At 47.7% G+C, this 14,220-nt stretch carries 15 protein-coding genes and 1 pseudogene; 11 read left to right on the top strand and 5 right to left on the bottom strand.

What is annotated here, in order from left to right:
* The 5 genes from ACWA6V_RS07100 to ACWA6V_RS07080 form a co-directional block, all read left to right on the top strand.
* The coding region (locus tag ACWA6V_RS07100) for an efflux RND transporter permease subunit (protein WP_449521824.1) at window positions 1-323 on the top strand (323 nt) is incomplete at its 5' end.
* 28 nt (window positions 324-351) lie between these two features.
* Window positions 352-570 carry a YgaP family membrane protein gene (locus ACWA6V_RS07095; protein ID WP_449521823.1) on the top strand — a complete coding sequence of 73 codons (219 nt, stop codon included), beginning with the start codon at window positions 352-354 and terminating at the stop codon, window positions 568-570.
* Between the two features lie 124 nt (window positions 571-694).
* Entirely contained in the window at window positions 695-1,090 is a 396-nt protein-coding gene (locus tag ACWA6V_RS07090; protein WP_449521822.1) for a DUF6165 family protein, read from the top strand.
* A gap of 36 nt (window positions 1,091-1,126) precedes the next feature.
* Window positions 1,127-2,170 carry a lipopolysaccharide heptosyltransferase I gene (gene waaC / locus ACWA6V_RS07085; RefSeq protein ID WP_449521821.1) on the top strand — a complete coding sequence of 348 codons (1,044 nt, stop codon included), beginning with the start codon at window positions 1,127-1,129 and terminating at the stop codon, window positions 2,168-2,170.
* Between the two features lie 27 nt (window positions 2,171-2,197).
* Window positions 2,198-3,025, top strand: a complete 828-nt coding sequence (locus ACWA6V_RS07080) for a glycosyltransferase family 2 protein (protein WP_449521820.1) — start codon at window positions 2,198-2,200, stop codon at window positions 3,023-3,025.
* Between the two features lie 27 nt (window positions 3,026-3,052).
* On the opposite strand, the gene ACWA6V_RS07075 is transcribed toward ACWA6V_RS07080, so the two are convergent.
* Window positions 3,053-3,976, bottom strand: a complete 924-nt coding sequence (locus tag ACWA6V_RS07075; RefSeq protein WP_449521819.1) for a carboxylesterase family protein — start codon at window positions 3,974-3,976, stop codon at window positions 3,053-3,055.
* Window positions 3,977-4,279: 303 nt separating this feature from the next.
* Between ACWA6V_RS07075 and ACWA6V_RS07070 the strand changes: the two genes are divergently transcribed.
* From ACWA6V_RS07070 to ACWA6V_RS07055, 4 genes are all read left to right on the top strand, one after another.
* Complete coding sequence (locus tag ACWA6V_RS07070) at window positions 4,280-5,380, top strand: histidine kinase (protein ID WP_449521818.1); 1,101 nt, start codon at window positions 4,280-4,282, stop codon at window positions 5,378-5,380.
* Between the two features lie 6 nt (window positions 5,381-5,386).
* Entirely contained in the window at window positions 5,387-5,983 is a 597-nt protein-coding gene (locus ACWA6V_RS07065) for a response regulator transcription factor (protein WP_133685314.1), read from the top strand.
* A gap of 253 nt (window positions 5,984-6,236) precedes the next feature.
* A complete protein-coding gene (locus ACWA6V_RS07060; RefSeq protein ID WP_449521817.1) occupies window positions 6,237-6,542 on the top strand; it encodes a DUF485 domain-containing protein in 306 nt (101 codons plus the stop codon).
* On the top strand, window positions 6,539-8,179 hold the full coding sequence (locus ACWA6V_RS07055) for a cation acetate symporter (RefSeq protein ID WP_449521816.1): 1,641 nt from the start codon (window positions 6,539-6,541) through the stop codon (window positions 8,177-8,179). The genes ACWA6V_RS07060 and ACWA6V_RS07055 overlap by 4 nt, the downstream gene beginning before the upstream one ends.
* Before the next feature lie 58 nt (window positions 8,180-8,237).
* Here the strand turns inward: ACWA6V_RS07055 and ACWA6V_RS07050 are convergent, their stop codons facing one another.
* The 3 genes from ACWA6V_RS07050 to ACWA6V_RS07040 form a co-directional block, all read right to left on the bottom strand.
* Complete coding sequence (locus tag ACWA6V_RS07050; protein WP_449521815.1) at window positions 8,238-9,305, bottom strand: GGDEF domain-containing protein; 1,068 nt, start codon at window positions 9,303-9,305, stop codon at window positions 8,238-8,240.
* Between the two features lie 204 nt (window positions 9,306-9,509).
* Entirely contained in the window at window positions 9,510-10,520 is a 1,011-nt protein-coding gene (locus ACWA6V_RS07045) for a glycoside hydrolase family 16 protein (protein WP_449521814.1), read from the bottom strand.
* Between the two features lie 169 nt (window positions 10,521-10,689).
* The gene (locus ACWA6V_RS07040; RefSeq protein ID WP_449521813.1) at window positions 10,690-11,355 is read right to left on the bottom strand and encodes an RluA family pseudouridine synthase; all 666 of its coding nucleotides are present in this window, start codon (window positions 11,353-11,355) and stop codon (window positions 10,690-10,692) included.
* A 275-nt stretch (window positions 11,356-11,630) separates the two neighbouring features.
* On the opposite strand from ACWA6V_RS07040, the gene ACWA6V_RS07035 reads away from it, so the two are divergent.
* Window positions 11,631-13,295, top strand: a complete 1,665-nt coding sequence (locus ACWA6V_RS07035) for a nitrite/sulfite reductase (RefSeq protein ID WP_449521812.1) — start codon at window positions 11,631-11,633, stop codon at window positions 13,293-13,295.
* Window positions 13,279-13,782 (top strand): DUF934 domain-containing protein, encoded by a 504-nt coding sequence (locus ACWA6V_RS07030; RefSeq protein WP_449521811.1) that lies wholly within the window; start codon window positions 13,279-13,281, stop codon window positions 13,780-13,782. Before ACWA6V_RS07035 ends, ACWA6V_RS07030 begins: the two co-directional genes overlap by 17 nt.
* A gap of 73 nt (window positions 13,783-13,855) precedes the next feature.
* Here the strand turns inward: ACWA6V_RS07030 and ACWA6V_RS07025 are convergent.
* A pseudogene (locus ACWA6V_RS07025) lies at window positions 13,856-14,220 on the bottom strand (patatin-like phospholipase family protein); the annotation flags it as partial.

Genomic DNA, 14,220 nt, shown 5'->3' with positions numbered 1-14,220 from the left:
TGGCCGGATTTATCGTGCGCAACTCTTTTTTATTGGTGGACTTTATCCATCAGGAGATACGCAACGGCAAATCCCTCGAGAGCGTCACCATCAGCGCCGCCGCTGTGCGTGCCCTGCCGATTAGCCTTACCGCACTGGCCGCCATGATGGGCGGTTTCTTTATTGTCGATGACCCGATTTTTGGCGGTTTGGCAGTCTCGCTGATCTTCGGCCTTTTAGTATCAACTGTGCTGACATTGGTAGTGATCCCCGTAGTTTACTACGCTTACCACTATCGCCAGCACCCCTCCACCAACACCAGCGTTGCACGTGACCACACTTAACAACTCCTGACAATACGAGGAATTCATCATGTCTACCGAACGCGCACTCACCGCATTTGCCGGTCTCATGGTCCTACTGAGCGTTGCCCTCACCCAATGGGTTCACCCGGGTTTTATATGGTTAACAGTGTTCATCGGCGCTAATCTGTTTCAACAATCCTTCACCGGTTTTTGCCCGGCCACACTGGTAATGCGCAAAGTATTCAAACTCAAATCTGAAAAAGAGCTTGCACTGAACACCAAATAACTGGCGCCATCACTCAAATAGCTCCTCAACCCGAAAATGGAGGCTGGATAGGGGGCGGCCATTCGCCATGGGCGCCTCTATTTGTTAGAATCCCCGCCACAAAAATCCCCCCGAGAACCTAACCATGCTTATCCAAGCCCCTATTTCCCTAGGTGAATTAATCGACAAGATCACCATTTTGGAAATCAAAGCCGTGAATATCGGCGACGAAGCCAAGCTGAAAAACGTCACACATGAATTAACTATTCTCAACGATAAAGTCAGCAGCTTGTTAGATTCTGCTGGCCAAACCAAATTGGCACCACTCAAACAAGCATTGAAAGATATCAACCAGGAGCTCTGGATTATTGAAGACGATATCCGCGATTGCGAACGCGATAAAGACTTTAGCGATAAATTTATCCAGCTCGCGCGCGCCGTGTATTTCACCAACGACAAACGCGCCGCCGTGAAAAAAGATATCAACCTCGCCTTTGGCTCAGAATTGATCGAAGAAAAGTCGTACAAAAACTATCAATAATCCGCGTTACTGCTTACCCAATTGAAGAGTTCGTCCATGCGCATACTGCTCATCAAAATGTCCTCCATGGGCGATATCTTCCACACCTTTCCTGCAATCAGCGATATAAAACAGCACTATCCGGATGCAGAAATTGATTGGGTGGTCGAAGGTAGTTTCAGCGAAATTGTCGATTGGCACCCCGGTGTACACAAAGTCATTCCAATTCACCTGCGCCGCTGGGTTAAAACACGCAGTAAAAAGCATTGGCAAGAATTTAAAGACTGGCGCAATTCAGTGCGCCACACCACCTACGATTACATCATTGATGTACAGGGTCTATTAAAAAGTGCGATAGTCGCCAAGTGCGCTAAAGGGCACGGCATTGATGGCTACGCAAAAACCTCCGCGCGCGAGCCTGTCACTCACTGGTTTTACAAACGCCAGCATATTGTCGATAAAGACCAGCATGCGGTGGAACGTACCCGTCAATTAGTAGGCAAGGCGTTGGGTTATACCCCAACGTCAAAATTGAATTTTGGCATCAACCAAAACTTTGCTCAGGTAGCCAAAAATCCGCGCAAATTAATTTTCATTATTGGCACCAGTTGGGTCACTAAACTCTGGGCAACCAGTGAATGGCAAGCCTTGACAAAAATCGCTATCGATGCCGGTTTTAGTGTAGAAATTATTTGGGGCAGCCCGGAAGAACAGGCCATCGCTGACCAGATTATTGAATTCTGCTCCCAGGCAACACGGCCAGAACAGCGGTTATCCATCACTACCATTGCTGAAAAATTAGTAGAAGCTGCAGGCGTTATAGGTTTGGACACGGGATTTTCCCATCTTGCTGGCGCACTGGAAACGCCGACCATTGCACTCTATGGTGCGACCTCGCCAGTAAAAGTAGGGCTTATTGGCGAGCACACACAGAATTTACAGATAACAGAAAAATTGGAATGCATGCCCTGCCATAAACGCCACTGCAAATGGCTGCCGGAAAATAGCACCGATACACCAGCTTGCATGAGCGGTATAAAAGCCGACGCAGTATGGCACGCACTGCAACAAAAACTACTTGCAAACTCATTCAACAATTAGCCAATAATTAAACTCAGGAATCATGTTATGACACCGCAAAAAATAGGCGTAGTCATTACCACTTACAACCAACCCAAGTGGCTTAAAAACGTGTTGTTTGGCTATGAAGCACAACGCCATAATAATTTTACCGTGATTATCGCCGACGACGGGTCAGGCCAGCCTACACGCGATGTTATTGAATTTTTTCAGGCGCGCGGGAAATTAACTATCCAACATGTGTGGCATGAAGATAGAGGCTTTCAAAAATGCCAGATACTCAATAAAGCGATCGCACAAACTGATTGCGATTATTTAATTTTCACCGACGGCGATTGTGTACCTGAACCGGATTTTATTAGCATTCATCAATCCCTGGCGGAACCCGGTTATTTTTTATCGGGTGGTTATGTGAAATTAACTACACCCGTATCTGAGGCGATTACCGAAGCCGACATCGCCAGCGGTGTTATTTTTAATATCGATTGGCTCAAAAAAGCTGGCCAACCATCCAACCATAAATTGTGGAAGCTAATTAAAAATAAAACCATCAAAGCGGTACTGAATGCAGTCACGCCGACCAAAGCCACCTGGAATGGAATGAACAGCTCTACATGGACATCTGATATCAAAGCCTGCAACGGCTTTAATGAAGATATGCAATACGGCGGTTTGGATCGCGAATTGGGCGAGCGCTTGTATAACCACGGATTGAAAGGGAAACAAGTGCGCTACAGCGTCAACTGTTTACATCTGGATCACCCGCGCGCTTACGACAATCCGGAAACTTGGAAAAAGAATTACGCGATCCGCAATGAAGTAAAACGCACAGGAAGATTTTGGGCGGAGAATGGGATTGTGAAGAAAAACAATTGACCACTCTCAACGTGAGACAAATAACAACTATTTTTTCTGGTGTGCTAGCAGCCAATCATAAAGATCTTTGCTCGCATAGATACGTTTCCATGCATCGTGCCCCAAATCCTCATGGACCGTGAAAAGGACTTCTGAATCACCCAACTCCTCCAGTTTGTTTATTCCGGCATAAAAGAATTTTTTTGGCACAGCGGTATCGCGCCCGCCTGCAAAAGCCCAGACAGGCAAGTTCGCTTTGGCGATAGGTGCCATTAAGTCTGGATGCCCCCACCCCACAACAGGCACTGCCGCCGCAAATAAATCGGGATGCTTGCTCGCCATATACCAAGTACCAAAGCCGCCATAACTTAACCCCGTCAGATACAGCCGCTGGGTGTCAGTGCGATAATTTTTCTGTACATGACCAATCAGTCGCAGCAAATCCTGCTCGACTTGTTCCCACCCCATAGGTAATAACGGCGCTACTGCTGACATATCTTTTATATCTTCACCGGTTTCCATCAATTGTGGGGTTGCAAAAAAAGGTTCATAGGCGGGAACACCCTCAGCTAAACGCAGCGGAATTTTTGCACGGGTGCGGTTGGCGATGTAGGGCACTTTGCCCATAGTAAACATATGGAGCTGTGGCGAAATAATGATAAAAGGTAAATCTTTCTTTTGTATCCAAGCCTCGTAGAGTGGGCCGTGACTGATGACGTAATCCAACTCGTCCAAACCATTACCGCGTTCCCCGTTACCGTGTAAAAATAAAATCACAGGCCATTTTTTGTCGGTTTGCGTTTCATAACCACGCGGTAGGTACACAAAATAATCGCGTTTTAGTTGATCGACACTACTGACATAGGGCACCCGTAAAAGCTGCTCAGCGGATGGAGTGTTTGCACCGGGCAAATGGCTGCACCCGGTCAACCAAACGATAATTAATATCGCAAAAAAAACAGATTGTTTCATGATAGATCCTGTTGTTATTACTATTAGAAAAACCTGACCAGAATGGATTACAAAATCTAAACAACAAGGGTTTTTGCGTTTCTTAACCCCCTCTCTCATCCATAAAGGCCCGGGATGTAATGGCTCTTCATAGCCGCAACACGGTTCACTGACATTTGTCACAAGACACTGGTGACTTTCGCGGCTGGTGCAAGAAGCCTCGAAGAACCAGACTGGTTGCTAATTAAACCAGCCTGGATTCACCTGCAACCACAACAGGTACATAATAGGTCTGTATCACAACTACCACGCAGATATACCGCTATGAATCACCATCCCGAACAATGCGCAGGCTCTATTTATTCTGCTAAATCCTGGATTTGGCTGGTTTTCAGCCTTTATTACTTTGTACCTGTGTATTACATGCCATTCAGCGCACTTGCCCAGGTTTTGCTGGTAGGTATTTATTGTATTTTTGTATCACTGTACTTATGGGCGATTACACTCAAGGCTCAACATGTCTGGAAACCGGTACTTGCTATTGTTCTGCTAGCTGTATTTATTACTCCATACTCGCCAGGCTCCAGTACATTTTTTTCGTACATAGGTTTTTTGGTTGGTTTTACTTACCGCACTAAAATCTGGCTGTCGATAACCGGAGCTTTAGTGGCAATTATTATTGCCATGCACTACCAATTTAATTATCCATTCCCCTACTTTGCATTTCCGGCGCTCTCGGGATTGGCCACTATTGGCATTATTGGATATGTTGAAAAGCTTCGTATGGAAGCGCGTATGAGCCAACAAAAAAGCCATCAGGAAATTGAACAGCTGGCAGTTATTGCCGAACGTGAGCGGATTGCAAGAGACCTACACGATATTCTTGGCCATACATTATCGAGCATTGCACTTAAAGCAGAATTAGCAGAAAAGTTATTGGAGCAGGAGAAGCATGAGCAGGTGCAACAACATTTGTCGGAGTTACACCAGATTGCGCGCAATAGCTTAAGTTTGGTTAGACAGACGGTATCCGGTTACAAGCATCGTGGCCTTTCCGGTGAAGTGATGGAGTTGTGCGATAAATTGCGGCAAAAAGGGTTTGTAGTAGAGCTGGATGGTGATATTCCCCAACTGAGTCCACGCGCTGAAACTGCGATTATTTTGGCCTTAACGGAGTTAACAACAAATGTTTTGCGCCACAGCAAGGGCAACCACTGCAAGATTGAATTCCAACAAAATTGCGACAAAATTTTAGTGCGTATGCATGACAACGGTGAAGTAAAAACACTAGTCCCCGGCAATGGCCTGCAAGGCATACAAGAGCGCCTGAACGCACTGATGGGAGATTTGCAATCGTCCATTAATAAAGGTTGTGAATTTATTATTTCATTGCCACGCAATGAACTTAACAAGTTGGAATCCTGATAAACCATGAAAATTTTATTAGCCGAAGATCAATCAATGGTACGCGGTGCGTTAGCCGCATTGCTCAGCATGGAAAACGGTTTTGAAATCACCCAGGCGGAAGATGGCGACCGCGCCTGGCTGCTAATGAAACAAAACAGCTACGACATTTTACTCACCGATATTGAAATGCCGGGACGCTCTGGCCTTGAATTGGCACAGTGGGTACTGCAACAAAAATTGCCCACTAAAACCATTATCATCACCACCTTTGGCCGCTCGGGTTATATCCGCCGCGCAATTGATATGGGGGTCTCGGGATTTTTATTAAAAGATGCCCCCTCGGAACAACTTATCCAGGCAATTTATAAAGTCATGGATGGCAAGCGTGTGATAGACGGTGAACTGGCGATGATGGCGCTGGGTGAAAGCGATCCACTCAATGATAAAGAGCGCCGTGCCCTGCGTTTGGCAGCAGAAGGCAAAACCACCGCTGAAATTGCAACAGTGTTGTGCTTATCGGAGGGCACTGTGCGCAATTATCTCTCCGAAGCTATCGCTAAACTACACGCAGCTAACCGCGTGGACGCTGCACGCATCGCCCGCCAAAAAGGGTGGATCTGATCAATCCCCCCACCTTGTATGCAAGTTTGTGATTTTTATCCCGCCTAGTATTCCTGTAGCGCCAAAATGGCTGCTAGAATCCCCCTGCGCTGCCAACTTTGGCAGCAGCCTATAACAGTGATAACAATCAATACACAACAGCGATAACACAATCAGTAACACCGGGTGGAAAATCTGGCAACCGTCATAGACCGGCGCACCACTCATTGCTCCAAGTCCACCCCATAATCTACAAAAAACAGGGAAACCTAGCATGCATACTGAAACTATCCGGCAGTTGCCGGAGTACGCGGCCCTGACCCGCGCACGTAAAAAAATTATGTGGCCGTTATCGCTCGCCACTATAGTCGCCTACTTCGCTTTGATTCTGACTATCGCATTCAATCCCACCGCGCTGGGTAATCCCATAGGCGACGGAGTCACTTCAATCGGTATGGTGCTCGGTTTGGGTGTCATCCTTTTTTGTATGGTGATAATCGGTATTTATGTCTACTACGCCAACCGAGTATTGGAACCCTTGACGCGCGCTATAGTGCAAAAAGCGGGAGGCCAATCATGAAATTTCATGCTCCGCTCGCTGTATTACTGTCTGCAATGGCGACCTGTGCCTGGGCGCAGGCAACCAGCAGTTCCGCGATAAATACCACAGCCGTCGCAATGTTTTTAGCCTTCGTAGTAGTCACCCTCGGGATTACTTACTGGGCGGCTGGCCGTACCAAAACCACGAGCGATTTTTACGCTGCTGGCGGAGGTATTACCGGTTTTCAAAACGGATTGGCGATTGCGGGCGATTACATGTCTGCCGCATCCTTTTTAGGGATTGCCGGACTGGTATACACATCCGGTTTCGACGGTTTAATTTATGCCATCGGATTTTTAGTCGGCTGGCCCATCGTGTTGGTATTAATCGCCGAGCCGTTGCGCAATCTTGGCAAATACACCTTTGCCGATGTGGCCTCGTTTCGTTTACAACAAAAACCGATTCGTATCCTCGCTGCCAGCGGCTCACTGGTTACCGTCATATTTTATTTAATCGCACAGATGGTTGGCGCGGGAAAATTAATTGAATTGCTATTCGGTTTACCTTACGAATTTGCCGTGATCATTGTCGGTGTATTGATGACACTCTACGTAACGTTTGGCGGCATGATTGCTACCACTTGGGTGCAATTAATCAAGGCGATTTTATTATTGTCTGGTGCGTCACTCATGGCGTTTCTGGTGATGATGCAGTTTGGTTTCAGCTTTGAAAATTTATTTGCAGAAGCCGTTAAGGTACACGCAAAAACCAATGCCATCATGGCACCCGGCACATTGGTAAGCGATCCGATTTCGGCTATCTCGCTCGGCATCGCACTTATGTTTGGCACCGCTGGCCTGCCGCATATTTTGATGCGCTTTTTCACTGTGAAAGATGCAGTACAAGCGCGCCGCTCCGTTTTTTATGCGACCGGTTTTATCGGCTACTTCTACATCCTTACCTTTATCATCGGTTTTGGCGCGATCATTTTGCTGCTGAAAAATTCTGCATATTTTACCGATGGTGCATTGATTGGCGGCGCCAATATGGCAGCTATCCATTTATCCCAAGCATTGGGTGGTGATATTTTATTAGGGTTCATTTCCGCTGTAGCCTTCGCGACTATTCTCGCAGTCGTATCCGGTTTAACACTAGCCGGTTCGAGTGCAATCTCGCATGACCTTTATGCAACACTGGTATTAAAAGGTGTGCGCGACGAGAAAAAAGAAATTCGCGCATCGCGTATCGCCACTGTGTGTTTGGGGGTAATCGCCGTATTGCTCGGGATTGTGTTTGAAAAACAAAACGTCGCGTTTATGGTTGGCCTTGCATTCTGTGTCGCCGCCAGCGCCAACTTCCCGATTCTGCTGTTGAGCATGTACTGGCGTAAACTCACCACACGCGGTGCCGTTATTGGCGGCGGCCTGGGCTTATTTACTGCGGTGATACTCGTGGTGATAGGTCCAACTGTGTGGGTCGATGCCTTTGGTTTCAAGCAAGCAATTTTCCCCTACAAATATCCCGCCATTTTCTCGGTGAGCGCTGCGTTTATCGGCATTTGGTTTTTCTCAATCACTGACAAATCAGCCTCTGCAGCAAAAGAACAGGCTGCATTCGATGCACAATTTGTGCGTTCGCAAACGGGGATTGGTGCCGCGGAAGCAACTCAGCATTAAGATGTCATTGTGAATGCTTCCCCTGGGAAGCATTCACAATCTTGTATTAACAAATCTATCAATCACACACTATTTGATCACGACCATTTAATTTAGCTCGGTAGAGCGCTTTATCTGCCCGCGCAATTAAACTCTCCAGTGAATCATTATCCCTGCGCGATGCTGCACCACCCGATGCCGTCAACTTACCGATCGGCGGAAACAAATCACTATTAATCGCAATGCGCAATCGCTCAGCGACAGTGTATGCGTCGCGCTCCGCAATCCCGCGAATCAATACCAAAAACTCTTCACCGCCCCAGCGAATCAAGTGGCCATCACTGCGTAGCGCACCACTCACACGCATTGCAAATTGTTGCAATATACGGTCACCAACCAGATGGCCATGGGTATCATTAATCAGTTTGAAATAATCTATGTCCAACATAATAATGCTGCCAGCAGTTCCACTGTGCATAAATTCATCGAGCAATTGCTGGCCACCCCAACGATTATATTGCTGCGTCAATGCATCGCGTTCGGCCAAATTATGCATATGGGAATTATCATGTTGTAAACGCTCCAGTTGCCGGCGTGCCCGGTGCTGAAACGGTAACAGCACCAATAACAGCAAAATCGCCAAGCCATAACTCATAAACATTTCCTGTCCGCGCGGTGTCCACAATTCCTCTTTGTGAGTCAACAAATAGCTCAGGATCGGCACTGCATTTAACAGCCATGCGACAATCATGATCGGAAATGCGCGCCGCGGCGGCAGCATGACCATCACCACCACAATAAAGATAATAAGGAAGGATGAAATGGGCGGGAAAATATCAATCAGCCGAATATCGGGAGCTTGGTGAGCGCGCAGACTGTAATACCATGCAGGTAACGAGAGTGCCGCAACACCCACTCCAAATGCAGAATAGACAACACGCAAAATATTTTTGGGTCGGCAGAGCAACCAAATCGCCAGTACCAGATTTGCTATGGCAACCGAAGGTGGGATAACTAAATCCATCAGCTCTGGCTCTGGTTCAAGATAGTGCAGCACGCTGGCAGCAGTACCCACAAATCCGGTGAGCGCAAGCAAAACTAGCACTCCGCGATAAAAAGTACGCTCATCAATGGCCTGGATCTGCATTCTTTACCTGTTAAACCATCGCTGCAGATTGAGAATAACTGCACAGCGCCGGACGCTTATCGTTTGAAGCTGAGCATCTTAATGCCTAACGGTAAAATGACAAGCGATCACACAAGAATAATCAGACAACTCCCTGTCCGATGCAAAACCTATTCGTTGCAGTCAACACATAACTGCTAGCAGGAAAGCCATGAGAAGCGATAACTAAAGGCCGCAGGGCGATGGCAGAACAGGATTTTGCTCTTTCACATTATCGACATAAGCCACTTTTTTACCGCGCAATTCTGCAATCTGTGCTTCCACTTCGGCGGTGCTGATCGCCACACCTTCCTGGAAAAATACCCAATCAATATCTTCCTGATATTCGCGCATTTCAGGCGAATCTACCGGACCTAAAGAACCATCCGCACCCTTGGGCATAAACCATAAATTAAAATTGATCGACATAAAATCTTCCGGATACACAGCGCTAGTGTGTTCGGAAAATAATTTGCCATCGACATAATAAGTGACTTTGTTATCGGCAATCGTCAATACCAGCGTACGCCAACCGGCGTAGCTGCCCTCTTGCCGTGTAAATTCATTCACTTTTGTCCATGGCTCCAATTGGAAAGTATCCCAACTGGTTGTCCACATGGCGGGCCTGGCATTTTCGCCCCAGCCACCGTTGGGTAAATATTCAAAATCCGTTTCGCTGTAATTTTTATCCATAGGCGCTTTGAGCGGGCTAATGGCGTACATGGTTTGAATTACTTCGTCACCATCTGGCCCGTAACTCGGTTCATCGCGAAAAAATACCCGCGCAGCATAAGTGCCCTCGCGATATTTGCGCGCATGGCAAAATTGCGTGTGCCGGGTTTTTTCGCCGGTGCCATTGGTAACTGAACTCATGCGCACAGCGCCTGCTTCTGTTTCGGGAATATCGGCATGGAAGGATATCCCCTCCGCTGACCAGGTTGCCCCCTTGATCCCCGGATGGCCGGTTTCTGTTCTGACTTTCCAGCCATTGTTATGAAACGCAGCGAGATCCGGATAATTAAAATCATCAAAAAATACCGCAGCGGTTGCAGGAGCAGCTCCTGATGATGGTGTCGGTGATGCGGCTGGCACTACGCTAGCTGCTTGCTGGCTAGACGAATCTGTTTTGGAATCGCAACCTACAAATGCAATTGATGCGGAGAGAATACTGGTGAGAAAAAGTCGTTGATGGCCCATGTTGTTATCCTTTGTGGTTGATTGACGCTGTCAATTTCCCGCACATAGGACAACGTTGTCAAACAGTTTGATATTTGCCCCCGACAACTTAACGAGCTTTTACATAAATTGATGCAAAGTGAAAAGTTCGTTTGTACTTTAAGAAAGAACAATCAGGAAATTAAGCCGCCTAAAAATCGGGAACTGACTCAATAAAAACGTCCTCACCTGTTACCGGATGTAAAAACCGCAAATCTGTCGCGTGGAGTAATAACCGGTCAGCTGCAGTAGCAAATTCCCCACCATAGAATTCACAGCCCAAAATCGGGTGCCCTATCGCCTGTAAGTGCAAGCGCAGTTGATGGGAGCGGCCCGTGATGGGATGCAGGAATACACGTGTCGTTCGGGCTTGCTCGTCGCGCCCAAGCACTGCGAATTCTGTGATTGAAGGTTTGCCGGTCGCTTGGCAGATTTTATATTTAGGACCTTCCCCGGACGCGATAGGCAAATCAATAGTGCCTTCATCTTGCGCCATTAACCCGGCAACTACCGCCGTGTAATGCTTGCTGACAGTACGCGCTTGGAATTGTTTGCTGATATCGGAAAGAGCTGGTTTATTGAGGGGAATTACCATGACCCCGGACGTATCAAAATCCAGCCGATGGACAATAGCGGCACCGGGATAATCGGGCAGTAATCGGCTGATTACCGAATCCCGATTTTGCGGATGGCGTCCCGGCACGCTGAGCAGGCGTGTAGGCTTGTTGATCAGGAGGAAATCCTGTTCTTTTAGCAATATTTCTACCTCCCCGTCACAGGGCGGAAGGATAAATAATTGGTCAAGATCCGCTTGCATAGGTGAAACCGATAATAGATAGACAAAAAATCAATAACGCCATGATACCAGCACCAGCCCAATGAACTTGCGTGTCATAACTTACAGGAACAAACTTAGTAGCAAAGGTTTGTTCACATAGGTGCTACCTGCTGTTATGGTGCCGCCGCAATACTCGCCGGAACACGGCTTTTCCTGTATCCTGCGCGCCTTAATTTTCAGCCTACAGCGCCATTCCGTGATGGCCTTTACATTTGCCATCCTCGATGGCTTTTATTTGATAGGTATCTAGCTCCATGTATATCTACGACGAGTACGACCATAGCATTCTGCGCCAGCGTATCGCCCAGTTCCGCGGCCAGACTGAACGCTTCCTTGCAGGGGAGCTTCCGCCCGAGCAGTTCTTGCCACTGCGCTTGCAAAACGGCCTCTATGTACAGCGTTTGGCGCCCATGCTGCGCATCAACGTTCCCTACGGCATGGTCAACTCTGCCCAGCTGCGCAAGCTCGCCCATATTGCCCGTCATTATGACAAAGGCTACTGCCACGTCAGTACTCGTCAGAACATCCAATACAATTGGCCAGACCTGACCGAAGTACCGGATATCCTTGCCGAATTGGCTGAAGTCGGTATGCACGGTACCCAGTCGAGCGGTAACTGTATTCGCAATACTACTTCTGATCAGTTTGCTGGTGTCGCACCGGACGAAGTTATCGACCCACGCCCCTACTGCGAAATCATTCGCCAGTGGTCCAGCTTCCACCCTGAATTCGCTTTCTTGCCGCGCAAATTCAAAATCTCCGTCACGGGTTCGACGCAAGATCGCGCAGCGGTGCAAGTGCATGATATCGGACTGGAAGTTGTGTTTAACGATAAAGGTGAAACGGGCTTTAAAGTTTATGTGGGCGGCGGTTTGGGCCGTACCCCTGTTATCGGCGTGGCGATCCGTGAATTCCTGCCGGAAGAAGATTTACTTTCTTACCTCGAAGCCATTTTGCGTGTGTACAACCTGTTCGGTCGTCGCGACAACAAATACAAAGCCCGTATCAAAATTTTGGTGCGCGCATTGACACCAGAAGTCTTCGCACAAAAAGTGGAAGATGAATGGCAGCATTTGAAAGATGGTTACAACAAGCTCACGCAAGCAGAAATTCAACGCGCAAAAGGTTTTTTCACTGCACCAGCTTACGAACAAATCGATAACGCTGCTGCGCAAGCAACTGTGGATGCACAAGCTGCTGACAGCGTCGCCTTTGGCAAATGGCTGCAACGCAATGTGCGTGCGCACAAAATCCCTGGTTATGCGTCAGTCACCCTCTCGCTGAAACCGACCGGTGTTGCACCTGGTGATATCACCGATTCACAGCTGGAAGTTATCGCCAACTTCGCAGATAAATTCAGCTTTGGCGAAGCGCGTACCACACACGAGCAAAATATCGTATTGGCCGATGTGAAAAAGACTGAGTTGTTTGCGCTCTGGCAAGAATGTAAAGCTGCCGGTTTTGCAACGCCGAACATTGGCACCATCACCGATATTATCTGCTGCCCAGGCGGCGATTTCTGTTCACTTGCCAACGCTAAATCCATTCCGATTGCCGAAGCTATACAGCGTCAATTTGAAGACCTGGATTATGTGTATGACCTCGGCGATATCGACCTGAACATTTCCGGTTGTATGAACGCCTGTGGCCATCACCATGTAGGCCACATCGGTATTCTCGGCGTTGATAAATCCGGCAAAGAATTTTACCAAGTGCAATTAGGCGGCAATGCCAGTAATGACGCCTCGCTCGGCGATGTACTTGGCCCATCCTTCGGCGCGGATGATATGCCTGCAGTAATCCAAAAAATTGTGGATGTGTATGTTGCCAACCGCAACGCAGAAGAATTATTTATTGATACCTATCGCCGTATAGGTGCCGCTCCATTCAAGGAGAAAGTCTATGCAAAAGCTAATTAAAGACGGCGCTATCGTCGAAAACACCTGGACGTTGCTCGCCAAGACTGAAGGCGATGCTGCAGCAGTTGAAGTACCTGCGGGTCAGGTACTGATTCCTGTTGCAGTGTGGCTTGCGCAAAAAGATCAATTGCAAAATCGCAGGGATATAGGTGTATGGTTTGATAGTGATGAATCGGCAGAGTTGATTGGTAATGATGCTAACCGTTTTGCAGTGATTGGGGTTAACTTCCCCCTGTTTATGGATGGTCGCTCCTTTTCTACTGCACGCTTGCTGCGCGAGCGTTACGGCTTTAATGGTGAATTGCGCGCGGTGGGTAACTTTATCCGCGACCAACTCTGCTACCTGCGCCGCTGCGGTGTGAATGCCTTTGCATTTGCCAACCCGGAAATCAATCTGGAAGAAGCGGTGAAGTCACTTACTGATCTCCAGGAATATTATCAGGCATCAGTTGATCAACCGTTACCTCTATTCCGTCGTCGCGCTTAATACTTTTTTGCATGTACGCACAATAAAAAACGCCGCTTGATAGCGGCGTTTTTTATTGTGCAAAATACATTGCTTATTTGGCGAAAAATGCACGGATATTATCCGCCTCTGCCAAAGTATCCTCGCGGCCAAGCGCCATCAACTCAGTGATAAATTCATTGGAAAATAATAAATAACTCGCTGCAGTTGCACCACCGCCCTTTGCTGTCGCACCTATGGCGCGCAGAAAAAAGCGCAAGCTTTTTGGCAAATAACGTACATTGCGACCAGCGATACCATCAATAGGATAACTGGGCGAGATAACCATATTATCAACCGGGCGCAGCACAATGCCCTCCCGCTCACGCACATCATCGGGAATTAGCTTCAGCAACTCATTCATGCGCTGCATATGCTCCAGATCACCTTCAAGTGCATCAACAAACGCACTGTTAAACA

It is taken from the genome of Cellvibrio sp., from assembly GCF_053579595.1.
Note: the sequence above shows the minus strand (reverse complement) of the source record. Positions and strands in the feature narration are given on the sequence as shown.

Coding starts and splice junctions, on each gene's coding strand:
- ACWA6V_RS07075 (WP_449521819.1), bottom strand. CDS start 3,976: ATGAAACAATCTGTTTTTTTTGCGATATTAATTATCGTTTGGTTGACC.
- ACWA6V_RS07095 (WP_449521823.1), top strand. CDS start 352: ATGTCTACCGAACGCGCACTCACCGCATTTGCCGGTCTCATGGTCCTA.
- ACWA6V_RS07040 (WP_449521813.1), bottom strand. CDS start 11,355: ATGCAAGCGGATCTTGACCAATTATTTATCCTTCCGCCCTGTGACGGG.
- ACWA6V_RS07060 (WP_449521817.1), top strand. CDS start 6,237: ATGCATACTGAAACTATCCGGCAGTTGCCGGAGTACGCGGCCCTGACC.
- ACWA6V_RS07030 (WP_449521811.1), top strand. CDS start 13,279: ATGCAAAAGCTAATTAAAGACGGCGCTATCGTCGAAAACACCTGGACG.
- ACWA6V_RS07070 (WP_449521818.1), top strand. CDS start 4,280: ATGAATCACCATCCCGAACAATGCGCAGGCTCTATTTATTCTGCTAAA.
- ACWA6V_RS07065 (WP_133685314.1), top strand. CDS start 5,387: ATGAAAATTTTATTAGCCGAAGATCAATCAATGGTACGCGGTGCGTTA.
- ACWA6V_RS07035 (WP_449521812.1), top strand. CDS start 11,631: ATGTATATCTACGACGAGTACGACCATAGCATTCTGCGCCAGCGTATC.
- ACWA6V_RS07050 (WP_449521815.1), bottom strand. CDS start 9,305: ATGCAGATCCAGGCCATTGATGAGCGTACTTTTTATCGCGGAGTGCTA.
- ACWA6V_RS07055 (WP_449521816.1), top strand. CDS start 6,539: ATGAAATTTCATGCTCCGCTCGCTGTATTACTGTCTGCAATGGCGACC.
- ACWA6V_RS07090 (WP_449521822.1), top strand. CDS start 695: ATGCTTATCCAAGCCCCTATTTCCCTAGGTGAATTAATCGACAAGATC.
- ACWA6V_RS07045 (WP_449521814.1), bottom strand. CDS start 10,520: ATGGGCCATCAACGACTTTTTCTCACCAGTATTCTCTCCGCATCAATT.
- waaC (WP_449521821.1), top strand. CDS start 1,127: ATGCGCATACTGCTCATCAAAATGTCCTCCATGGGCGATATCTTCCAC.
- ACWA6V_RS07080 (WP_449521820.1), top strand. CDS start 2,198: ATGACACCGCAAAAAATAGGCGTAGTCATTACCACTTACAACCAACCC.